This window comes from Methylobacterium aquaticum, assembly GCF_016804325.1.
In the GTDB taxonomy this organism is placed as follows: domain Bacteria; phylum Pseudomonadota; class Alphaproteobacteria; order Rhizobiales; family Beijerinckiaceae; genus Methylobacterium; species Methylobacterium aquaticum_C.
This window is the reverse complement of record NZ_CP043627.1, coordinates 2,750,801-2,772,027: the sequence shown is the minus strand read 5'-3', so window position 1 is coordinate 2,772,027 and position 21,227 is coordinate 2,750,801. Positions and strand designations below refer to the sequence as shown.

The window sequence follows — 21,227 nt, the reverse complement described above, 5'->3', positions numbered from 1 at the left end:
CGTCGCCGGCTGATGGCCCACACATTCCCCTTCCGCGCCCCTTCCGCGGACGGGACCGTCCGCCGATTCCGTCCTTCGGCCCGCGGAATCGTCCGCCGATCGGACCGGGTAGCGCGCCGCCGCGCCAATTCAAGAATTCCGTAAAAAGCCACGCTTCGCTAACCATGCGGCCGGTTCGCCCGAAGAGCTCGCTTGGGAGCACGCATGAGAACGGCAGCGAGAGCCTACCGGGTCGCGGGCGCCGAGCCCCGCCGGCCCGATCGATCCTGCGGGACGCGAAGCGGCGAGGCGAGGCCCGGCGCAGCGCGGCCGGTCGGGGAGATCTGGTCGCAGCAGGAGAATCGCGGCCTGACCGCCCGCGAGCTGATCCGCCTGGCCCAGGCGGTGCGGCTGCGGCCGGCGACCCCGGCGGAATAGCCGGTCGGCCGCATCACCGCACCCGGGAAGGCCCCGCCGGAGGCGGGGCCTTCCTCGTTCGGGGGGACCCCGTGCCGGACGGGGGCGGGGAGACCGGGCCGGCTTGCAGGGGCCGATCCGACCCCCGTCGCGAGCCTGCCCCGACGCCGACGGACCGGAGCGGTTCCCGGGACCCGCGGCCGGGATCGCCCCGCCTCAGGCCGGATCGTCGCGCAGGAGGTGGTAGAGCAGGATCGCCGCCGCCGTGGCGGTGCCGATGCCGCCGAGCTTGAAGCTGCCGAGGCCGATCGTGAAGTCGCCGGCGCCGAGCACGAGCGCGGTGCCGACGGTGAGGAGGACCCGGGTGCGGGAGAAATCGACCCGGTTCTCGACGAAGATCCGCCCCGCCGCCGCGGCGATCAGCCCGAACACCACCACCGACAGGCCGCCGATCACCGGACCGGGGATCACCAGGATCGCGGCGCCGAATTTCGGCGACAGCCCGAACAGGATCGCGACGAGCCCGGCGACCGCGAAGACCAGGGTCGAGTAGATCCGGGTCACCGCCATCACGCCCATGTTCTCGGCGTAGGTCGTCACGCCGGTGCCGCCGAAGAAGCCCGACAGCATGGTGGCGAGCCCGTCGCCGAGGAAGGCGCGGCCGAGATAGGGATCGAGGTTGCGCCCGGTCATCGCGCCGATCGCCTTCACGTGGCCGAGATTCTCGGCGACCAGCACCAGGGCGACGGGGGCGATGAGCCAGATCGCGGACGGCTCGAAGACCGGCGTGGCGACCTGCGGCCAGCCGAACCAGGGCGCCTCGGCGACGCGCCCGAGATCGAGGGGCCTGGCGAGGCCGAAGCCGTTCGCCAGCACGCCGTAGAGCAGGGTGGAGGCCGCCGCCCCGATGAGGAGCGGCAGGCGCCGCGCAGGCCCGGGCAGGTAGGAGGCGGCAAGCCCGACCGACAGGATCGTGAACAGCCCGACCCCGACATCGAGGCCGGAGCCCGAGATGCCCTTCACGCCGACCGGCGCGAGGTTGAGGGCGATCGCCCCGACGATCGCCCCGGTCACCGCCGGCGGCATCAGCCGGCCGATCCAGGCATCGCCCGCCCGCATCACCGCGATCCCGATCAGCGCGTAGACCGCGCCGGCCGCGATGATGCCGCCGAGCGCCACCGCGAGGTTGGGATTCGGCCCGCTGCCGCCATAGCCGGTGGCGGCGATCACCACCGCGATGAAGGCGAAGCTGGAGCCGAGATAGCTCGGCACCCGCCCGCCGACCACGACGAAGAACAGGAGCGTGGCGATCCCGGAGAACAGGATCGCGAGGTTCGGATCGAACCCCATCAGCAGCGGGGCGAGCGCCGTGGAGCCGAACATCGCCACGACGTGCTGGAGCGCCAGCACCACCGTCTGGCCCGCCGGCGGCCGCTCGTCCGGCAGCACCACCGGGCCCGTCGCGAGCCGCCAGCGCGGAAAGCCCCGCTCGCCCGTGCCTGTCTCCGGTTCCATGACGACTCCCCCCGATCCCTGTGTCCGGGGAGGGCCTTAGAGCATTTTCCGGCGACGTGGATACCGGTCCGTCGCAGAAAATGCGGCGGAATCAAAGGCCTAGGGCGGCGCCCGGTCGCCGTGCGATCGGGCGCCGCTCGAGGGGACTCGGCGCGGGTCCGGGAATGGCCGTGCGGGCAAGATCGTGGGCAGGGGCCAAGATCGTGGGCAGGGGCATTGCGCGGGGACGCGGTCCCGCGCGAAGAACCCGTCCCGATCCGCAAAGCACCGGCAGTTCTTCATGACCTCGCCAGACGAGACCACCTTCGACCTCACCGTCATGATCTCGGGCGGTTTCGCCCTCGCCTACGCGTCCGTGCTGCCGGATTTCGAGCGCGAGACCGGGCTGAGGGTCCGGACCCTGTCCGGCGCGTCGCAGGGGCAGGGGCCGCGGACCATCCGGCACCAGATCGCGCAGCAGGGCGCGCGGGTCGACGTGGTGATCCTCTCGAACGAGGGCCTGCACGACCTGGCGCAGGAGGTCCGGATCCTCGACGGGTCGGCGGCGGAACTCGCCACCGCGCCGCTCGCCGCCGCGGTGCGGGCCGGCGCGCCTCACCCGGAGATCGGCACCGTCGCGGCGCTCGCCCGCACCCTCGGGCAGGCCCGCCTCGTCGTGATGCCGGGCAGCACCAGCGGCCTGTTCATCCAGGACAATGTGTTCCCGCGGCTCGGCATCGCCGGCACGGTGCGGGCCAAGGTGTTTTCGCGGGGCACCGAATCCGCCGCCGCCCTGGCGGCCGGCGAGGCCGACCTCGCCCTCGGGCCGGTCAGCGAACTCGTCGACGTGCTGGGGATCGAGGTGGTGGGGGCGCTGCCCGACGCGGTCCAGCTCGTCCAGACCTTCACGGCGGCGGTTCTTGCGGATGCCCGGACCCTCGAGCCGGCGCGGCGGCTGATCGCCCACCTGGTCTCGGACCGGGCCGCGGCGGCGATCCGGCGGACCGGCATGGAGCCCGTCGCGCGCGGGTAAGGGGCCGCGCGATCCGCGGCCCCCGAGAGGTCAGGCGAGGGCCGCGCCCCACTTGTCGGCGTCGGGGGTCTTTTCCCGGTAGATCGTCCCGTCGGCGTCGACGTGGAGCTCGGTCCAGGCGCCCTCGCCCCGGCGCGCCAGCACCTCGACGTGCTTCGGCTTGCGCCGCGGCTCGGCTGTCGGCGTCCAGCCCGCCGCGACGACGGCGGCGAGGGCGGAGGCGGGATCGACCGGCGCGTCGGACCGGGCCTTGCCCGGGTGGTTCGGCGTCTTGTGGTGGATCTCGACCGGCGTGCCGCCATCGGCGGCGATCCGCGCGACCTTGATCTCCGAGGGGCGGCGCTCGCCCTCGAGGGTCACCCGCAGGCCGGCGGCGAGGGGGAAGGCCTGTACCCCCTTGGGCCCGAGATCGGCGAGATGGACCGCGCCATCCGCCTCCAGGGTGAAGCGGTGCGCGAAGACGTGCTGGATCGTGCCCGAAAGGGCGGTGGTGTCGTGGTGCGGCATGATCTTCTCCGAAGAGCGCCCAACCGCAGGCGCGACCGGCAGATGGAGGGCCGGTGCCGGTCGTTCAAGGGCGTCGCCGGATCGTTCTGGCGGACCATCTGCGCCCGCCCGTGCCGGCGCCGGGTCGTCAGCCCGCCTCGCCGCAGGCGCAGGCCGGCCGGTAGCCGAAGGCCCGGCCCAGGGCGACCTGCCCGCCCGGCGTCACCGCGACGGCCCGGCTGCCCTCGCTCCGGCGCACCCAGCCCCGGGCGAGGCAGGTCGTCAGCAGGGCCGCCCCGAGGGCGCCGGCGATGTGGGGCCGGCGCTCGCTCCAGTCGAGGCAGGGGCGGCAAAAGACCCGCCGGCGGGGACGGCCCGCCGGCCGGGCCGCGTCGAGATCGACCCCGAGGCCGCGCAGGAAGACCTCGCCCGCCGGCGTGAGCACGCCGCCATCCTCCCCGAGCTCGACCGCGCCGCGCGCCACCAGGGACTCCGCCATCGCGACGGCGAGGCGGCCGGCGAGATGGTCGTAGCGGGTCCGGGCCTCGCGCAAGGCCGCGTCCCGGGGGCCGGGAGGCCGGATGGAGGGCGGCCGGACGGAGCGAGGGCGGATGGAGGGCGAGGCCGGCGTCGCGGCGGCCACCGCCATCACGCCCTCCAGCATCCGGGCCACGCCCGGGGAGGCGAGGCGGTGGTAGCGGTGGCGGCCCTGGCGCGCGACCGCGAGCAGGCCTGCCTCCGCGAGCTGCCCGAGATGGCCGCTCGCGGTCTGCGGCGTGACCCCGGCGGCGCGGGCGAGTTCCGCCGCGGTGAGCGCGCGGCCGTCCATCAGCACCGTCAGCATGGCGGCGCGGGCGGGATCGCCCAGCAGGGCGGCGATGCGGGCGAAGGCGGCGACGGTCACCATGACGGGCTCCTTCCAGCGGGCTCCTTCCAGCGGGCTCTTGCCAGCGGGCTCTTGCCGGCGGGCTCTTGCCGGCGGGCTCCTCGGGGCGATGCTCCTCCCGGACCGCCCGTGATAGCGCGCGGCGGGGCCGGACGCTTCGGCCGGGACCGAACCATGATGCCGGACGCTTCGGCCGGGGCCGAAGCACGGCCTGCGGCGGGCGGGCGAGGATCGCCTCCATCCCGACCGGAAAGGCCCGCCATGCCGTCGCTGATTCGCCGCCTCCTCGCCTTCGTCCGCTCCGGCACCCTCGGGGGCGGCCCGCCCGGGGAGGGCGCCTTGGCGCGACGCCTGCGCCGGCGCCGCGACCGCGGGCTTTTGACCGGGCTCGACGACCGATTGCTGCGCGACATGGGCCTGCGCCGCGAGGTCTCGCCGGCCGGCCTCGACATCGTGCCCCTGTCCTGCGCCGATCCGGGCGCGGGGATAAGACATGCGAAACCGTTGCCGGATAGGCTGCGCCGGGACGAGACCGTGGCCTTGCCGCGTCACGGCCGCGCTGCCCTCGACCGGCCATGATCGGGCCGTCGTCGCGCCGCCGTTCCCGGGCCTGTGGGAGGCCGCGCCGGCCGCGCGCCGGTGGTGTTTCCCGTTTGCATCACGTCGCTTGGATCCGACCGCCAGGCACGGGGATTGGTTTACGAACCGTATCCGTGCCCCGTCTTCGCCACATTCCGCCCCAAGCTTGACCTCGAGCGCGGCCATACCGGCCGTGCCCGGCAATGCACGACAGGGGCCTGCATGACGCGGAACCGGACTTTCCCCATCACGGCCGCCCTCGCGGTTCTCGCCACGGCGCCGCATCTCGGCGCCTGCAGCCTGATGCCCGCCGGGATCGAAACGACGGGAAGCCTTCCGGACCGCAAGAAGCTCGCCTCGGTCACCAGCGCCGACCGGGACTGCCTCGCCCGCGCGATGTATTTCGAGTCCAACCGCTCGAGCGAGGACGGCCTGCTCGCGGTCGGCACCGTGGTGATGAACCGGCTCGAGGCGCCGGCCTACCCGAACTCGATCTGCGGCGTCGTCGGCCAGAAGCGCCAGTTCGCCGCCGGCGTGCTGCACAAGCCGATGCGCGACCGTGAGCGCGACAAGGCCGAGCGGATCGCCGACGCGATCCTGGCCGGCGAGCGCCACGAGAAGGTCGGCGGCGCGATGTTCTTCCACACCGCCGGGTACACCTTCTCCTACCGCAACATGCATTACGTCGCGCTCGCCGGCGGCAACGCCTTCTACGAGAAGCGCCCCTGGTACGACCGCGAGGGCGCGACGGCGCGCCGGGCCCCGACCGCCGCGACGCAGCTCGCCCAGATCCAGTCCGGCTCGGCCGGCAGCGCCCGCTGGACCTCGCACCCGGTCCGGGTCGCGCGCAGCACCCAGCAGACCCCGCTCGCCGAGCTCGGGCCCGCCCGCAACGTCTGCCGCGTCGCCGCCGCCGAGACCGGCCGCAGCCCGGGCTGATCGGTCTTACGCCCGCCGGTCCAGCCGCAGGCGGTGCCGGGCCTCGGTGAGGATCGCTGCCGTCACCCCGAGGCCGCTCGCCCCCGCCGGCAGGAACAGGATCCGCGACGCGGCCGCCGCTTGCGGGTCTCGGCCCACCAGCCGGCCTCCGCCGCGAGGCAGGTCGTCCAGCGCCGCCAGGTCGGCGCCGGCACCGCCCCCGGTCGATCCCGTCGCGGCGAACCCGGCCCTCGGACGGGTCGAGATCGGCGATCCTGCGCAGCAGCACGCTCTTGCCCGCCCCCGACGGCGCAGGCCTCACCCGGTGCGAGGACGAGGCCGAAAGGGCCGCGGCGCGGGGGTCGATGCGGAGCATGGGCGGCCGCAAGAGGCGCCGGCGGAACGCAAAAGCCGCGCTGCTGTTCTCCCTGCCACGGATGAACCGGGAGGATGCGACGTGGCAGCAGCGGCGGGAACGGCGCGGGACGCCGGCACGGGCGTGGTGCGCAGCGACGTACCGGCCCGGATGGACCGGCTGCCCTGGAGCCGCTTCCACCTGCTCCTCGTCGTCGCGCTCGGCATCACCTGGGTGCTCGACGGGCTCGAGGTCACCATCGTCGGGGCGATCGGCCCGGTGCTGCAGGACCAGCGGGCGCTCGGCCTCACCCTCCAGCAGATCGGTGCCTCGGCCTCGTTCTACGTCGTCGGCGCGGTCGTCGGCGCCCTGGTGTTCGGCTGGCTCACCGACCGGTTCGGGCGCCGCCTCGTCTTCTATGCTACCCTGATGATCTATGTCGGCGGCGTCATCGCGAGTGCGCTCGCCTGGGATTTCTGGAGCTTCGCGCTGTTTCGCCTCGTCACCGGGCTCGGCATCGGCGGCGAATACGCGGCGATCAACTCGGCCATCGACGAGCTGATCCCGGCCAAGTATCGCGGCCGGGTCGACCTCATCGTCAACGGCAGCTTCTGGCTCGGCGCCGCGGCCGGCGCCGGGGCCTCGCTGCTGCTCCTCGATCCCAACCTCCTCGACCCGGATTTCGGCTGGCGCCTCGGCTTCGGCATCGGCGGCGTGCTCGGCCTCGGGATTCTGTTCTTGCGCCGCTACGTGCCCGAGAGCCCGCGCTGGCTCGTCACCCATGGCCAGGAAGACGAGGCCGAGCGCACGGTGGCGGAGATCGAGCGCACGGTCGAGGCCGAGACGGGGCAAAAACTCCCGAAGGCCGAGGGCATCCTGGAGGTGCATCCGAAGACGAGCTTCGGCTTCGGCGAGATTTTTTCGTCGATGGTCCACAAGCACCGCGGCCGCAGCATCCTGGCCCTGGTGCTGATGATCGCCCAGGCCTTCCTGTTCAACGCGGTGTTCTTCACCTACGGGCTGGTGCTGGCGAAATTCTACGGCGTGCCGGAGAACAAGGCCGGCGTGTTCCTGGTGCCGCTCGCCATCGGCAATTTTTTGGGGCCGCTGCTGCTCGGCCACTTCTTCGACACGATCGGCCGGCGCCGGATGATCGCCGGCACTTTCGCCCTCAGTGGCCTGCTGCTGATGGCGACGGCCGTGGTGTTCGGCCTCGACCTGTTCACCGCCTGGACCCAGACCTTCGCCTGGATCGCGATCTTCTTCGTCGCCTCGGCGGCTGCAAGCTCCGCCTACCTCACGGCGAGCGAGATCTTCCCGCTGGAGACCCGCGCGCTCGCCATCGCGGTGTTCTACGCGCTGGGCACGGGTGCGGGCGGCGTGATGGCGCCGTGGTTGTTCACCCACCTGATCGAATCCGGCCAGCACTGGGCGCTCGCCGGGGGGTATGCGGGGGCGGCCCTGCTGCTCGTGATCGCCGCGGTGACGGAGTGGACGCTCGGGGTCGATGCGGAGGGCAAGTCGCTGGAGAGTATCGCGGATCCGTTGTCGAAGGCGGGGTGAGGGGGTTCGGGGGGCCTTGCGCCTCCCGCCGCCTCCCGACATGGAGGGCGGGGGCCGCCACCGGCACCTGCTGCTGGCGGTCGAGGAACGGCTTGTCGCCGAGATGTCGCGGATGCGGCGGATTGCCGTTGGCGCAGAGCCTCCCGCTGCCAGCGGCCCCCGATGGTCCCGGGCGAGGTGCCAGTGCCGACCGCTGCCCTCCGGATCCCGTTGCTACGCCTCGACCAGCGCCCGCCGGACGATTGCCGCTGCGGCCGGGACGGTCTCGCGCCGGCCGAGCGCGCCGAAGCACCGGGCCGCACCGCCACCGCGAGGTCGAGGGAAACCGGCCCGCTCGCGCCGACGATCTAGGCCAGCAGATCCTTGCGGTCGAGCCAGTCGTGCAGGACCTTGCCGATCGCCAGAAGCGTCCCGGCCGGGGTTGGGAGTGCCAGCGCCCTGGTATAGGCGGCGCTCTGGTCGTTGAGAAAATCCGCGTCGGCAGCCTCGAACGGGCGGCGCTCCTCGCGGGTGCCGTCGAGGATGAGCTGGCCGTCCCTGCACCACAGCACCGTCATCGACGACCGCCCGTCACCCCGTACGCCTCGGCTAGGGTCGCATAGGGGAAGGACGCCCGCCAGTGGCGGTGATCTGCGGCCTTCATCTCGACAGTGACGATCCAGGGTGGACGGATGGTCTTCAGAGACTGCTTGATTGGTCTCTACAGATATCGAACCCATCGCGTCATTCCGGGGCCGCGCAGCGGAGCCCGGAATCCATATGTGGACGGCCCCTTCTCGCAAGCGGAAAATTCCGGCCAAGCTTTCGCGTTGCATCCATATGTCCGGCCTTGGTGCGGCCCTGGGGCCGCGGCCAAAATGGTGGTTCGCGACACGCTCTCCCATCAGAAACACGGCCTCGAACGGCCCCTGGATTCCACGGATTTTTCGCGCGTCACAGACAGCGTAGCCGACCACTCATCTTCTGCTTGCAAGCTCACGGGCGCCTCACCGGCTCCCAAACTCCTTCAATCCGCGCTGACCTCGCCTCGCCGACAAGACTGCCAGGCCCTGCTATACTGCCAAGCCCTGCTCCCGATCAGATCCTACCCCCGATCAGGCCTGGGCCGGCGCAGCCCCGCCCACAGCAGCGCCGGCCCAGGCCGGGTCGTACGAGCCCCCGCTCACCAGAAGACGCCAGGCAATCCGCGCCAGCTTGTTGGCCAGCGCCACCGCCACCACCTTCATCGGCTTGCGTGCCAGAAGCCCCGTCAGCCAGCCTTTCAGCCCGCCGCTGCCCGGCTTGTGGTGACGCAACACCGCCATCGCGCCAGCCACCAGCACGCTGCGCAACTGCTCGTCACCCGCTCGCGTGATCCCGCCTAGCCGCTGGCGGCCCGCCGTCGAGTGGTCCTTGGGCGTCAGGCCCAGCCACGCCGCGAAGTCCCGGCCGCTGTCGAACGCCGCGGGATCGGGCGTCTTCATCACCAGCAACGCCGAGGCGACCGGACCCAGCCCCGGCACCTCGCTCAGCCGCTGGCAGGTCGTGTTCTCCCGCTGCCAGAGCTTGAGCTGGCGGTCAGCCTCTTGCACCCGCTCGTCAGCATCCTGGTACTCCTCCCATAGATCCGCAAACAGCGTGCGGGCCAGGTCCGGCACTGCCGGCTCCTTCGCGAAGCGCTCCGCCAGGTCCGCGAGATGGGCCAGACCCTGCGGGACCGTGAGCCCGAACTCGGCCGCGTAGCCGCGCAGGCTGTTGCTGATCTGGGTGCGCCGCTTCAGCCGCTGCTCGCGCAGGCCCGCCAGCATCTGCGCGGCCTGCTGCTCGGGCGTCTTGACCGGCACGTAACGCATCTGCGGCCGGCTGGCTGCCTCGCACAGGGCTGCCGCGTCCCGGGCGTCGTTCTTGGAGCGCAGCACGTAGGGCTTGACCAATTGCGGAGCGATCAGCCGGACCGTGTGGCCCATCGCCCCCAGCGTGCGGGCCCAGTCGTGCGACGCCGCACAGGCCTCCAGCACCACCAGGCAGGCCGGCTGCTTCTCGAAGAACTCCTGCATCTTGGTCCGGGTCAGCTTCTGCTTCAGGACCACAGCCTCGGACGCATCGACGCCGTGCAGCTGAAAACTTCCCTTGGACGTATCCAGCCCAATGCGGGTAACCTCGGTCATGGACGGCCTCCTCGGATGAGATCCCAACGACCTCATTCTGGCACACTGATGCCGATCGGGGGGCCGTCCACACCATCAGAACCGCGGATGGTGTTGAATGAAGCGGAGACCGTTTCGTTGTCTCCTGGAACTCCTGAGTGTCTGGATTCCGGGCTCCGCTGTCGCGGCCCCGGAATGACGAGGAGGGTGTCAGGATCGTCGATCAGGTCGAACAGGCGCTCAGTGCAGGGCCGCCGGCCGCTCCGTCTCGGGCGGCATCGCCGCCTCGTCGATGAGCGCCGCGCGGATGCGGGTGAGGCGGGCTTCCGCCGCCTCGCGGGCGGCTTCCGCGGCGGCGGCGGCCTCGCGGGCGGCCTGGGTGTCGGCGATCACCTCGGCCAGGCGCTCCTCCAGCCGGCGCACCCGGGCCCGCTCGGCGGACAAGCGGCCCTCGGCCGCGGCGGCCTTCTTTGCCTCGGCGGCGGCCTTTTGTGCCTCGGCGGCGGCCTGGGCTTGCGCCTCGGCGGCAGCGCGGCGGGACTCCTCCGCGGCTTGCCGGGACTCCGCGGCCTCGGCGGCGGAGGCGCGCAACGCCTCCTCGACCCGGCCGAGCAGGGCGCCGACCTCGCGGCTCAGCCGGTCGGCCCGGGCCTCGGCCGCGACGGCGCGGGCGGTCGTGGCGCGCACCGTCTCGGTCGCGCGCCGAAGCAGGGTCAGGATGGTGCCGGTGTCGAACGGGGTGGCCATCGGGTCCGTATCGTCGGAAATCCGCCGGAAGCCCGGGATCCGGGCGGCGATTCCCCAAGGGGCACCCGCCGGCCCCCCGCGGTCAAGCGCCATTGCGCCGCTTCCCCCGCCTCCCGCCACGCTTCCCCGTACTTTGCCCCAGGATGCGGCGCGGATGCCCCAGGGCCCGGGCTTCCGGCCTGGATCCGCCCCTGCGACCGATGCGCCCGGACACGCCGGTGCGCGGGAACCCATCATGGATCAAACCGATGCCCCCCGGGACTATACCGGATGGACCGGGGGAGTATCCCGCCGAAGAAGGGGCCGTGCCCATGTTCATGAGGATCGACCGTCTGCAGGCCGAGCTGCCGCAGCCCAAGAGGCCCGACCCGAATGCCGCCGCCGCCCTGCAGGAGCTGCTCGGCGGCAAGTACGGCGAGATGTCGACGCTCGGCAACTACATGTTCCAGAGCTTCAACTTTCGCGACAAGTCCAAGCTGCGGCCGTTCTACAGCCTGGTCTCGAGCATCTTCATGGAGGAGCTCGGCCATGTCGAATTGGTCTCGACCGGCGTGTCGATGCTCAACAACGGCCCCGGCGACCCGACGCCGGACGTCGACGTGTCGAAGGCGCCGTTCCACGACATGCAGGACGTGCGGCTGGCCGGCAGCTTCCTCAGCAACGGCGGCGGCGCGATGCCGATGAACGCGAACGGCGCGTCGTGGAACATGGACATGGTCACCACGACCGGGAACATCATCATCGACCTGCTGCACAACTTCCACCTCGAATGCGGCGCGCGCATCCACAAGCTCCGGGTCTACGAGACCTTGAAGGACCCGACCGGGCGCGAGGTCTGCGGCTACCTGCTGGTGCGCGGCTCGGTGCATGCCCACGCCTATGCGCTGGCGCTGAAGAAGCTCACGGGGGTCGCCATCGAGCAGATGCTGCCGACGCCCAACATCAACCTCGACCGCATCCCCGAATGCCAGAAATACCTGCAGGAGGGCAGCCACCGCCGGCTCTACCGGTTCAACTCGCCGGATTATGCGGAGGCCGCCGGGGTGTGGTCGAACGACGAGGTGGCGTTGCCGGGCGACCCGCCGGGCAAGCTGGAGGTGGTCGACGGCGCGCCCGAGGGCGGCAAGATCCCGGAACTCGACGGCAATTACGGCGCCTTCGCGCCGAACTACAAGCCGGAGGAGATCTTCGAGATCGCCGGCAAGCTCTACAAGAAGAGCCGCTGAGATGACGATCGGGGCCGGTCAGGCCGGCCCCGATTCCTCGATCAGGTCGTCGAGGGCATCCAGCACCTCGGCCATGCCGGGGCGCGAAGCGGGCTCTCCGGTGCAGGCCTGCGCCAGGGCCTCGACGGCCGGGTGGGCGAGGGGGGCGATTGTCCCCAACTCCCCGAGGAGCAGCCCGAAGGCCCGCACGTCGAGCCGTTGCAGGACCGCGCCCTCAGGTCCCGGGGGCAGGGCGGAGGCCGCCCCGAGATCGCTCAGCACCGCCGCGCCCTCCGTCCCGTCCCACAGGACGTTGTGGGCGTAGAGGTCGCCGTGGCCGAAGCCCCGCGCATGCAGGTGGGCGGCGCCCGACGCCACCCCGCGGGCGAGGCGCAAGGCCGCCCCTCGCGTCAGGCGAAGGTCCGGGTCGTAGACGTCGCGGCTGCAGCTCTCCAGGCTCGGCGGTCCGGCGAGCACCCGCCAGCCCTCCGGCAGGAGCGGCATCAGCAATCCTTGCGTGCCGTCCGGATGGTCGGCGAGGCGGCCGAGGCCGCCGGTGAGATGCGGATGTGCCCCCGCCGCCAGGCAGGCCGCCATCTCGCGCTCGGGCAGGCCGTCGCTGGTCATCGCGCCCTTGAACAGCTTGAGGGCGACGGGCCGCGCCTCGCCCGCGCCGTCCGGCTGCCACGCCGCCCGCATCACCCGACCGGAGGCGCCCTCGCCGAGGAGCGGGCCGACCGCGAGATCGCGCCAGGCGACAGGCGTCGCCGCGACCGAAGACGGCGCCGCCCGGTCCTCGAACGGGTTGCCGGCCCAGGACAGCCAGGCGAGGCGCGGCAGGGCGGTCAGGCAGGCGGGCAGGGCCTCGAACCGGTTGGCGGCGATGCGCAGGAGCTCGAGGTTGTGCGCGCGTCCCAGGCTCTCCGGCAGGGCCCGCAGGCGGTTGCCGGCCAGCATCAGCTTCTGCAGCAGCGGCCGGTTGCCCAGGGAGGCGGGTAGGGCGGCGATGCGGTTGTCGGTGAGGGTGAGCCAGCGCAGATGCGGGGGCAGGGATTCCGCCGGCACCTCGGCGAGGCCGCAGCCGCGAAAGCCGACCTGGCTCAGGGCGGCGCAATCGCCGAGCACCGGCGGCAGCCGCGCGAAGGGGTTGCCGGAGCAGAACAGCACCCGGAGCCGGCGCAGGCGGCCGAGATCGGCGGGCAGCGCGGTCAGGTCGTTCTGGCCGAGATCGAGGAATTCGAGCGTGTCGGCGAGGCCGAGGATCTCGGGCGGCATCTCGGAGAGGCGCCCGTCCGGCCCGCCGGGAAGCCGCAGCTCCCGCGTCCCGGCGAGGTCGCCCCGGCGCAGGGCTTCGAGGCGCGAAGCGGTGGCGGGCGGCAGGCTCACGACCTCGCTCCCGCCCGCGCATGGGCAGCCGGGCTCGAGGAGCCACGGGGTGATGTCGGCATCGTCGTCTCCCGGCGGCGTGAGGCCGCCGGGTTCTGGTCGCCGGGAATGGCGGCCGGATCAAGGGGCCGGAGCGTCAGTACGGATAACCATAATAAAAGCCGGGCGGCGGCGCCGGGCGGTAGCCGTACTCGTGGCCGGCCGGCGGACGACCGTAGGCACGCAGGTAGGGGTCGTAGCGCGGCTTGCGGAAATTGCCGTTGTTGACGCCGGCCGAGCGGTCGTTGCCGTTGAGCGCCGCATAGGGCGAGAGCCCGCTGCCGCTGTCGTTGTTGCGGGCAAGCGCCGCGCCGGCCGTCCCGAGAACGAGGGCCGCCGCGACCGAGACCCGAACCGTGAGAGCACGCATGGAACGCCTCCTGGTGAGGAGCGGGAGACCGGGGAACGGGGCCCGACCGGCCGGGGTTCCGGCGCGGGCGGCGCGGCCTTTCGGCGCCCGCCGCCCGGAAGGTCAGCGGCCGGCCAGCAGCGTCGCGGTCCGGCGCTGCTGCGCGAGGATGCGGCCGAGATGGTCGATCGCCCCTTCCTGCATCCGGCGCAGGGCCTCCGGATCCTCCTCGCCGTCGCGCCGCATCGAGACGTAGAACTCGAACCCGCCCACCTCCGTCGCGCCGATCCGGTTCAGCACGAACGGGAACAATCCGAGCTGCGTCGCCCCCGCCACCAGGTCCAGGAACGCCTCCGGGGTGAACACCCAGCAATGGCACTGAACGTAACGGCCGTCGGCCAGCGCCGCCGAGGCCTCCGCATGGGCGTGCGTCAGGGCCGTCGCGCCGGCCAGGCGCGGCGCCGCGACCGGATCCTCGCCGGCCCAGATCTGCGCCGGTGACACCGCCCGCACCTCGCTGGCATGGCCGAAGAGTTGGCGCGGGCTCGGCCGCACGAGGCCGAGGAGGTCCGCCTCGACCAGCTCGGCCAGGGTGCTCGCCGGCCGCGCGGCGTCGAACATGTAGCGCTTGTCCGGCAGCGACAGGTTGAGCACGCCTCCGGCCCGCAGCACCCCGTGGATGCCGCGCAGCCAGCCGAGGAGGTTCGGCACGTACTGGGCGACCTGCGCGGCGATGGCGACGTCGTAGCCGTCCCGGCCGAGAACGGCGGCCAGCGACCCCGATCCGGCCCATTCGTGGTCGATCGGCACGGCGCCGGGCAGCCCGGCGCCGGCGTCGAGGGCGTGGTCGACATAGGCGACCTGCACGCCCGCGGGCAGGGGGACGGGGTTGTCCCCGGGCCCGAATTCCAGCCCGCGCCCCTCCGGCAGCGGCATGTCGTGGGTCAGCCGCGCCAGCCGCCTGTCGGCGGCGCGGCGGGCCAGGAACGCGTCGAGGGAGAGGGAGCCGGGTCTCATGACCCGGCTTGTCGCACGGCCGGCCTCACGCCGCGAGCCAGTCGTAGCGCTCGGGCGCGTCCCAGGCGCAAGCGGCGCCGAGTGCGGCGGCGAACACGCCCGAGAGGCGCGCCCGCTCGGCCTCGACCACCGGACCATCGACCGCGACCGGCCGGCAGCGGGCGGAGAGGCCCGGCACGACGAAGTCGGGGTTGTGGAGCGCGTGGTCGGAGCCCTCCGAGAAGAACGGACGGTCGCCCCAGTCGAGGTAGCTCTCGGCCGGAAGGCCCTCGGCGAGCAGGATGTCGTGGGCGTCGAGTTCGACATGCCAGTAGGTGACCGACGAGACCAGCTCGCGGACGATGCTGGTGCCGTTGATCAGGCACATCACCGGTACGAGATGGCCGCCCGCGCCGTCGGCATCGGCCCCGACCAGGACCGGATGGCCGGGCGAGAGGCGGAGATCCCGGGCGGGCAGGCCCGGCCCGAAGGCGCCGGCCCGCAGGCGGACCGGCTGCTGGGAGGCCGGCAGGGTCCGGCCGCGTCCATCGAGGTCGCGATGCCCGATCCAGGTGACCGGCCGCAGGGCGCCGGAGGCGGTCACCGCCCGGTCGCCGACCTGCAGATCCTCGACCGCGACCTCGCCGCGGGCCGTGCGCAGGCGGGTGCCGGTCGTGAAGCAGACCGCGACGGCCTGGTCGTCGAAGCGCAGGGTCTGGAAGTTGGTCAGCGTGTCGGTGACCCCGGTCGGCCGCGTGGCGAGGCTCGCGCTCGCGGTGCGCGTCACGATCGTCGCGCCGTTGGCCTGGGCGATGGTGTAGTCGGCCCGGTTGCCGGAGAAGACCGCGGTGTTGGTGCCGGCCCCGCCGTCGATCGTGTTGTCCTTGGCCAGGTTGACCGTGCAGACGTCGTTGCCCGCGCCGCAGGCGAGCCTCTGGATGTAGGTCGTGTCGTAGATCGCGATGTTGTTGGTCATCCCGAAGGCACTGCTGTAGGTGCCCGCGTTGAGGTTGACGGTCGCGGTCTCGCTGCTCTGGGAGAGGTCGAGGGCGTTGCCGCTCGTGGCGGTGTTGTAGAGGGTCAGGACCGGCTTGGTGTTGACGGTGAAGTCGAAATACGGCTTCAGGCTGCCGGTGATGGTGGTGTTGTAGCCGAAGGTCTGGGCCTGGTTCAGCGGGCCGCTGGTCTGGGCGCCGTATAGACGCTGGATCGCGTCGATGTCCACCGGCATCCAGGTGGCCGCGTAGTGGTTGGTCCCGTCCGGGGTGGTCCAGTTGGTCCCGGTGATCGGGCTGTCGTACTTCACCGGATTGTGCGGGTTGAAGTACGACATCAGCGTCGAGACTTCGTTGTCGTAGGGCCCGTATTGCTGGCTCAGGGTGTTGGTGTTGTTGTAGGGACCGCCATGGCCGAGCCCGAGCGCGTGCCCGACCTCGTGCACGGTCGTGCCGGCGCCGTAGCCGGAGCCGCCGGCCTGGAAGTCGTTGAGCGACCCGTGCTTGCCGGTCGCCCGCGCGGTCTCGCCGATATCCATCGAGACCTTCGCCTGGCCTCCGACGGGCGGCGTGATCACGCTGGTGCCGACCGGGTGCGGCGTCGAGGCCGATTCCGCGTAGGCCTTGCCCTCGGCGTTCCGGGTGAACCCGATATTGGCGTCGTCCTCCGAGGTCGTCTGCTTGAAGGAGATGTTCGCGACGGCGGACCACAGGTTCAGGCTGCCCGCCAGCGCCGCCTGCTCGGTCGCGGTCCAGTTCGCGGCCGGATCGAACATGTAGTTCAGGGTGCCGCCGGCAGTCCCGGCCGCGTTGACCGCGCCCCAGTGGAACTGGGACGACGCCGTGTCGTAGGTGTCCGGCGTGTCGCCCTTGTACGTGGCGTAGGCGGTGCCCGCGAGGGTGCCGTCCGCATTGACGCCCGACAGGTACGTGACTTCCTGCTCCCGCGTCATCCCCGTGGCGTTCGCCATCACTTGCCCCCTCTTCGACTTTTCGGCTTAGATCGGCTGAGATCGGTGTGTGCATTGCGGCGAAACCCAGGATCCGCTGGGTCGCCCGAAGCCGTCCGGCGGCTTCCACTTCGCTTCTGCTATCACACGGCCGAAAAAATCGTTGAGAGGCTCCGTCTCAAAAACTGGCCTCCGCGTCTCGCACCGCGGGGACCTGTGCATTCGGGTCCCGCCTGTGTTCCGTCCGCCACAGGCCCCGGCCGCGCGGTCTCGGGGATCCGTCCGGTGGGGAGCGGCAGGGATCAGGGCGGGATCGGCTGCCCGTCCCAGGCGAACACGCCGCCGGAATCCCCGATCCGCAGCCCGTCGAGGACCCGCAGGAGATGGGCCGCGCTCTCCTCCGGCGAGAACAGGCCGGGGCCCGGATCCGGGCGGAACGGCCGCGACAGGGCCGTCCGCACGGTGCCGGGATGCAGCCCCGCCACGATCAGCGCCGGATGGGTGCGGGCGGTCTCGACGGCCAGCGTGCGCAGCACCTGGTTCAGCGCCGCCTTCGAGGCCCGGTAGGCGTACCAGCCCCCCAGGCGGTTGTCGCCGATCGAGCCGACCCGGGCCGAGAGGGCGGCGAAGACGCTCCGCTCCTTGCGCGGCATCAGGGCCAAGAGGTGCTTGGCCACCAGGGCCGGGCCGATCGCGTTGACGGCCATCACGGCGGCCATCGCGGCCGGGTCGAGGGCCTTGAGCGCCTTCTCGGGGGCGACGCCCGGCCCGTGCAGGATGCCGCTGGCGACGAGGACGAGCCCCACCGGCCCGGCCGCCCCGATGGCCTGCGCCGCCGCCGCGACGGAAGCCTCGTCGGTGACGTCGACGGGGAGCGACCGCACGGGCCCCGGCTGGGGCGCCCCCGATCGCGAGAGGGCGAACACGGTCTCGTGCGCCCCGCCCGCGGCGAGGGACGCGACGAGGGCGCGGCCGAGGCCGCCCGAGGCGCCGACGACGACCGCGCTCGTCATGCGGTGCACCGGTCGGGAAGAGCGTGGGAATGGGGCATGTCGGCATCCGGGGCCCGAGCGGGGCGCCCGGGCCGTGCGGGAACCGCGCGCCGCCCGGACCGGTTCCGCGGGGGCAGGTCGCCCCGGTCGCCGGCGCTCAGCCCGGGCCGCCGGCCCGCAGGGTGAAGCGGGTCATCTCGGAGGGGCGGCCGAGCCGGAGGGCGAAGCCCGGCCAGATCCCGGTGCCGTTGCCGACATAGAGAACCATGCCGGCGACCTCGTAGCGGCCCGACACGAAGCCGTTGTTGCCCCGCGCCACCAGCCGGTCGAGGCCGAGGATCATGCCGCCATGGGTGTGTCCGGAGAGCTGGAGCGCGACGCCCCGGGCCGCCGCCCGCTTCGCGGCCCGCGGCTGGTGGTCGAGGAGCAGGACCGGCGCGCCGGAGGGGGCGCCCTCAAGCGCCGCCGCGAGGTCGGGGCCGGCCTCAGCCGAGGCCGGGGCCGAGGCATCGGTGACGCCGGCGAGCACCAGGCGGGCCTCGCCGCGGGTCAGCACGGTATGGGCGTTCGGCAGCATCGTGAGACCGAGGCCGGCGAGGTGGCGCATCCAGGCCGGGTAATCGAAGAAGTATTCGTGGTTGCCGGGGATCGCGAAAACCCCGTCCGGCGCCCGCAGGTCGGCGAGCGGCGCGACGTCGTCCCGGCGCATTGCCACCGAGCCGTCGATGAAGTCGCCGGTGACGACGATCAGGTCGGCACCCGCCCCGTTGGCGCGCGCCACCACGGCCCGGGCCCAGGGGGCGGGGAACAGGCGGCTGAGATGCAGGTCGGTGAGCTGGAGCAGCCGGTAGCCCTCGAAGGCGGGCGGCAGGCCGGGGATCGCCACCGCGACGTCCCGGACCGGCGGCACCCGCACGGCCTGGGCGACGCCGATTGCGGCGAGCAGGCCCGCGAGCCCGGCCGCTCCGAACCGGACCCCGTCCGGGATGGTCACCACGCTCCGGCGCAGCAGGGCGCTTCCCAGGGCGCCGAGATCGAGCGCGATCTGGAGCACGGCCAGCAGCGCGATCGCCCCGAAGGCCCAGTTGAAGAGCAGCACGACGACCCGGGGGAATTCGGGCGCGAAGACCGAGCCGGAGGAGAGCCGGTTCCAGAGGTGGAACTGCGAGGCGAGGAGCAGCAGCAGGGCGACGACGCCCTTGGCGGGCAGCGGCAGCCCGAGGGGCACGAGCCAGCGGGCGATCACGTAGGCGCACGGCGTCGCGAAGATGAGGTGGAAGATGGCGGGTCTCCTGTGGTCGCGCGGCGCGCCGATGCCGGCTCACCTGTCCCATGACACGTGAGCCTTGGCACGTGTCATGGGACACGTGCCGAAGCCCCCGCCGCCCTGCGCCCCCGAAAAACTACGCCAGCATCTCCCGCACCATCGGCGCCACCTTGGTGCCGTAGAGCTCGATCGAGCGCATCGAGCGCTCGTGCGGCAGCGGGCCGGCGCTGTACTTGAGCTGGAACCGGCCGAGGCCGAGCCCCTTCACCGTCGCGGCGATTTTTTTCGCCACCGTCTCCGGCCCGCCGATGTAGAGCGAGCCGTGATCGGCCTCGCGGTCGAATTCCTGGCGCGTCATCGGCGGCCAGCCGCGCTCGGCGCCGATGCGGTCGCGCATGCGCTTGTAGTCGGCGAAGAACTCCTCCCGCGCGCCCGCATCCGTCTCGCCGACATAGCCCGGGGAATGGACGCCGATCGGCCTGACCGTGCGGCCGAGCTGGGCGCAGGCCCGGTGGTAGAGATCGACGTAAGGCCGGAAGCGCTGCGGCTCGCCGCCGATGATGGCGAGCATCAGCGGCAGGTCGTGATGGACCGCCCGCACCACCGAGTTCGGGCTGCCGCCGACGCCGATCCAGGTCGTGGGCGGCGTCTCCGGGGTCGGGAAGACCGACTGGTTCTCGAGCGGCGCCCGGGTGGTGCCCCGCCAGGTCACCGGCCCGCCGGCGAGGAGTGCGGCGAACAGCTCCAGCTTCTCCTCGAACAGGGTCTCGTACTGGTCGAGGGGGTAGCCGAAGAGCGGGAACGATTCGGTGAACGAGCCGCGGCCGAGGATGACCTCGGCGCGGCCGTTCGACAGCCCCTGCAGGGTCGAGAAGCGCTGGTAGACCCGGACCGGATCGTCGGAGCTGAGCACCGTCACGGCCGAGCCGAGGCGGATGCGCGCGGTGCGCGCCGCGATCGCCGCCAGCACCATCTCGGGCGAGGAGACCGAAAAATCCTCGCGGTGGTGCTCGCCGATGCCGAAGAAGTCGAGCCCGACCCGGTCGGCCAGGATCCCTTCCTCGACGACGTCGCGGAGGACCTCTCCGTGGGACAGGAACTCGCCGTCGCGGGCGGTGACATCCCCGAACGTGTCGAGGCCGAATTGCAGGGTCTGTGTCATGGGGACAAGATGGAGGGGGCGGGGCGGGTTTGAAATGCGCAGCCGCGCAAGGATGGGCTTGCGGCTGTGCATGGAAGGTGCGGTGCCCGCCAGGTTTGCGCAAGGGAGGGAAAATCCTCCATCGTCATTCCGGGGCCGCGAAGCGGAGCCCGGAATGACCCGGTGGGTGTCGATTCTCTTGAGCGAAACAGCCGATGTTCAGAGACGGAACAGCCCGAGGGCGTCCTTGACCGCGTCCCGGGTCGCCGCCGTGAGATCCTTCGCCCGCGCCGTGCCGGTGCGCAGCACGTCCATGACATGATCGGGATCGCGGGCGATCTCGGCTCGCCGCTCGCGGATCGGCCCGAGGAGGTCGCGCAGCACGCCCGTGAGCCGGGCCTTGAGTACGGAATCGCCGAGGCCGCCGCGCCGGTAATCGGCCTTCAGGCCTGCGACCGCCTCCGGGTCGGGGTCGAAGGCGTCGAGATAGGTGAAGACCACGTTGCCCTCGACCCGGCCCGGATCGGAGGCGCGCAGATGGCCGGGATCGGTGTACATCCGCTGCACGAAAGCCGCGATCTCGGGCTCCGAGGCCGAGAGCGGCAGCGCGTTGCCGCCCGACTTGCTCATCTTCGCCCGTCCGTCGGCGCCCGGCAGCCGCCCGATCTCCGGGATCAGCGACCTAGCCTCGGGCAGGAGGTCGTAGCCCACCTGCCGGTTGAGGCGGCGGACGATCTCGTTGGTCTGCTCGATCAGGGGCGCCTGGTCCTCGCCCACCGGCACCAGGGTGGCCCGGAACGCCGTGATGTCGGCGGCCTGGGCGGCGGGGTAGCACAGGAAGCCCGCCGGGATGTCGCGGCCGAAGCCGCGGGCCTGGATCTCGTCCTTGATCGTCGGGTTGCGCTCCAGCCGGGCCACCGTGACGAGGTTCAGGTAGAGCAGGGTCAGTTCGGCCAAGGCCGGCAGGGCCGATTGCACGCAGATCGTGGTCACCGCCGGATCGATGCCGACCGCCAGATAGTCGGTGGCGACCTCGATCACGTTGCGGGCGATGCGGGCCGGATCGTGGGCGTTGTCGGTCAGCGCCTGCGCGTCGGCGAGCAGCAGGTACTGGCGATGGCCGTGCTGCAACGCCACGCGGTTGCGCAGCGAGCCGGCATAATGGCCGAGATGCAGGGGACCGGTGGTGCGGTCGCCGGTGAGGATGACGGGCCGGGACGACGTTTCGATGGACATGGCAGGCTCTTTCCGGAGGAAGGCCGCCGTGCCGAAGGGTGCCGGAAATCGGAAGAACGACCGTGCCCACCGGACGGCGGCATCGGTC

General features: G+C 72.3%; 22 protein-coding genes and 1 pseudogene. 7 read left to right on the top strand and 16 right to left on the bottom strand.

The features are described 5' to 3' along the window. Positions 1-204 precede the first annotated feature (204 nt). Complete coding sequence (locus F1D61_RS12595; protein ID WP_203158274.1) at positions 205-417, top strand: hypothetical protein; 213 nt, start codon at positions 205-207, stop codon at positions 415-417. A 195-nt stretch (positions 418-612) separates the two neighbouring features. Here the strand turns inward: F1D61_RS12595 and F1D61_RS12590 are convergent, their stop codons facing one another. After that, positions 613-1,911: a solute carrier family 23 protein gene (locus F1D61_RS12590; RefSeq protein ID WP_203158272.1), complete on the bottom strand. Its 1,299-nt coding sequence runs from the start codon at positions 1,909-1,911 to the stop codon at positions 613-615. 280 nt (positions 1,912-2,191) lie between these two features. Here F1D61_RS12590 and F1D61_RS12585 point away from each other — a divergent pair, with 280 nt between their 5' ends. After that, positions 2,192-2,923, top strand: a complete 732-nt coding sequence (locus F1D61_RS12585; RefSeq protein ID WP_203158271.1) for a substrate-binding domain-containing protein — start codon at positions 2,192-2,194, stop codon at positions 2,921-2,923. A gap of 30 nt (positions 2,924-2,953) precedes the next feature. On the opposite strand, the gene F1D61_RS12580 is transcribed toward F1D61_RS12585, so the two are convergent. Next, entirely contained in the window at positions 2,954-3,430 is a 477-nt protein-coding gene (locus F1D61_RS12580) for a hypothetical protein (protein WP_203158270.1), read from the bottom strand. Positions 3,431-3,557: 127 nt separating this feature from the next. Then, the gene (locus F1D61_RS12575; protein WP_203158269.1) at positions 3,558-4,316 is read right to left on the bottom strand and encodes an ArsR/SmtB family transcription factor; all 759 of its coding nucleotides are present in this window, start codon (positions 4,314-4,316) and stop codon (positions 3,558-3,560) included. Between the two features lie 240 nt (positions 4,317-4,556). Between F1D61_RS12575 and F1D61_RS12570 the strand changes: the two genes are divergently transcribed. Continuing rightward, positions 4,557-4,874, top strand: coding sequence for a hypothetical protein (locus F1D61_RS12570; RefSeq protein ID WP_203158267.1), 318 nt, complete (start codon positions 4,557-4,559; stop codon positions 4,872-4,874). A 222-nt stretch (positions 4,875-5,096) separates the two neighbouring features. Next, positions 5,097-5,813: a cell wall hydrolase gene (locus F1D61_RS12565; protein WP_203158266.1), complete on the top strand. Its 717-nt coding sequence runs from the start codon at positions 5,097-5,099 to the stop codon at positions 5,811-5,813. Positions 5,814-5,819: 6 nt separating this feature from the next. Here F1D61_RS12565 and F1D61_RS34815 read toward each other — a convergent pair whose 3' ends face one another. After that, positions 5,820-5,951, bottom strand: coding sequence for a hypothetical protein (locus F1D61_RS34815; protein WP_281437042.1), 132 nt, complete (start codon positions 5,949-5,951; stop codon positions 5,820-5,822). A gap of 367 nt (positions 5,952-6,318) precedes the next feature. Between F1D61_RS34815 and F1D61_RS12560 the strand changes: the two genes are divergently transcribed. Both F1D61_RS12560 and F1D61_RS12555 read left to right on the top strand, forming a co-directional pair. Further along, positions 6,319-7,710, top strand: a complete 1,392-nt coding sequence (locus F1D61_RS12560; RefSeq protein WP_203159038.1) for an MFS transporter — start codon at positions 6,319-6,321, stop codon at positions 7,708-7,710. Positions 7,711-7,893: 183 nt separating this feature from the next. Then, positions 7,894-8,061 carry a hypothetical protein gene (locus F1D61_RS12555; RefSeq protein WP_203158265.1) on the top strand — a complete coding sequence of 56 codons (168 nt, stop codon included), beginning with the start codon at positions 7,894-7,896 and terminating at the stop codon, positions 8,059-8,061. Here the strand turns inward: F1D61_RS12555 and F1D61_RS12550 are convergent. From F1D61_RS12550 to F1D61_RS12540, 3 genes are all read right to left on the bottom strand, one after another. Next, positions 8,058-8,267 carry a hypothetical protein gene (locus F1D61_RS12550; RefSeq protein ID WP_203158264.1) on the bottom strand — a complete coding sequence of 70 codons (210 nt, stop codon included), beginning with the start codon at positions 8,265-8,267 and terminating at the stop codon, positions 8,058-8,060. The genes F1D61_RS12555 and F1D61_RS12550 overlap by 4 nt on opposite strands. A 537-nt stretch (positions 8,268-8,804) precedes the next feature. Beyond that, the gene (locus F1D61_RS12545; RefSeq protein WP_203158262.1) at positions 8,805-9,857 is read right to left on the bottom strand and encodes an IS110 family transposase; all 1,053 of its coding nucleotides are present in this window, start codon (positions 9,855-9,857) and stop codon (positions 8,805-8,807) included. Positions 9,858-10,076: 219 nt separating this feature from the next. Then, the gene (locus F1D61_RS12540; RefSeq protein WP_203158260.1) at positions 10,077-10,583 is read right to left on the bottom strand and encodes a hypothetical protein; all 507 of its coding nucleotides are present in this window, start codon (positions 10,581-10,583) and stop codon (positions 10,077-10,079) included. 311 nt (positions 10,584-10,894) lie between these two features. Here F1D61_RS12540 and F1D61_RS12535 point away from each other — a divergent pair, with 311 nt between their 5' ends. Beyond that, positions 10,895-11,809: a manganese catalase family protein gene (locus F1D61_RS12535; protein WP_203158259.1), complete on the top strand. Its 915-nt coding sequence runs from the start codon at positions 10,895-10,897 to the stop codon at positions 11,807-11,809. A gap of 18 nt (positions 11,810-11,827) precedes the next feature. Here F1D61_RS12535 and F1D61_RS12530 read toward each other — a convergent pair whose 3' ends face one another. The 9 genes and pseudogenes from F1D61_RS12530 to trpS all read right to left on the bottom strand — a co-directional run bounded on the left by F1D61_RS12530 (position 11,828) and on the right by trpS (position 21,139). After that, the gene (locus F1D61_RS12530; RefSeq protein WP_246775844.1) at positions 11,828-13,174 is read right to left on the bottom strand and encodes a leucine-rich repeat-containing protein kinase family protein; all 1,347 of its coding nucleotides are present in this window, start codon (positions 13,172-13,174) and stop codon (positions 11,828-11,830) included. Between the two features lie 136 nt (positions 13,175-13,310). Next, positions 13,311-13,583: a hypothetical protein gene (locus F1D61_RS12525; protein ID WP_203158255.1), complete on the bottom strand. Its 273-nt coding sequence runs from the start codon at positions 13,581-13,583 to the stop codon at positions 13,311-13,313. 102 nt (positions 13,584-13,685) lie between these two features. Further along, on the bottom strand, positions 13,686-14,579 hold the full coding sequence (locus tag F1D61_RS12520; protein ID WP_203158253.1) for a hypothetical protein: 894 nt from the start codon (positions 14,577-14,579) through the stop codon (positions 13,686-13,688). 25 nt (positions 14,580-14,604) lie between these two features. Beyond that, positions 14,605-15,789: a Hint domain-containing protein gene (locus tag F1D61_RS35365; RefSeq protein WP_432443304.1), complete on the bottom strand. Its 1,185-nt coding sequence runs from the start codon at positions 15,787-15,789 to the stop codon at positions 14,605-14,607. Positions 15,790-15,972: 183 nt separating this feature from the next. Continuing rightward, positions 15,973-16,329 (bottom strand): annotated as a pseudogene (locus tag F1D61_RS35360) (hypothetical protein); the annotation flags it as partial. A 476-nt stretch (positions 16,330-16,805) separates the two neighbouring features. Then, the gene (locus F1D61_RS12510) at positions 16,806-17,516 is read right to left on the bottom strand and encodes an SDR family NAD(P)-dependent oxidoreductase (protein ID WP_203158251.1); all 711 of its coding nucleotides are present in this window, start codon (positions 17,514-17,516) and stop codon (positions 16,806-16,808) included. 136 nt (positions 17,517-17,652) lie between these two features. Beyond that, a complete protein-coding gene (locus F1D61_RS12505) occupies positions 17,653-18,777 on the bottom strand; it encodes a metallophosphoesterase (RefSeq protein ID WP_203159035.1) in 1,125 nt (374 codons plus the stop codon). 121 nt (positions 18,778-18,898) lie between these two features. Next, positions 18,899-19,924, bottom strand: a complete 1,026-nt coding sequence (locus F1D61_RS12500) for an LLM class flavin-dependent oxidoreductase (RefSeq protein ID WP_203158249.1) — start codon at positions 19,922-19,924, stop codon at positions 18,899-18,901. Positions 19,925-20,122: 198 nt separating this feature from the next. Beyond that, positions 20,123-21,139, bottom strand: coding sequence for a tryptophan--tRNA ligase (gene trpS, locus F1D61_RS12495; RefSeq protein ID WP_203158247.1), 1,017 nt, complete (start codon positions 21,137-21,139; stop codon positions 20,123-20,125). Positions 21,140-21,227: the final 88 nt, after the last annotated feature.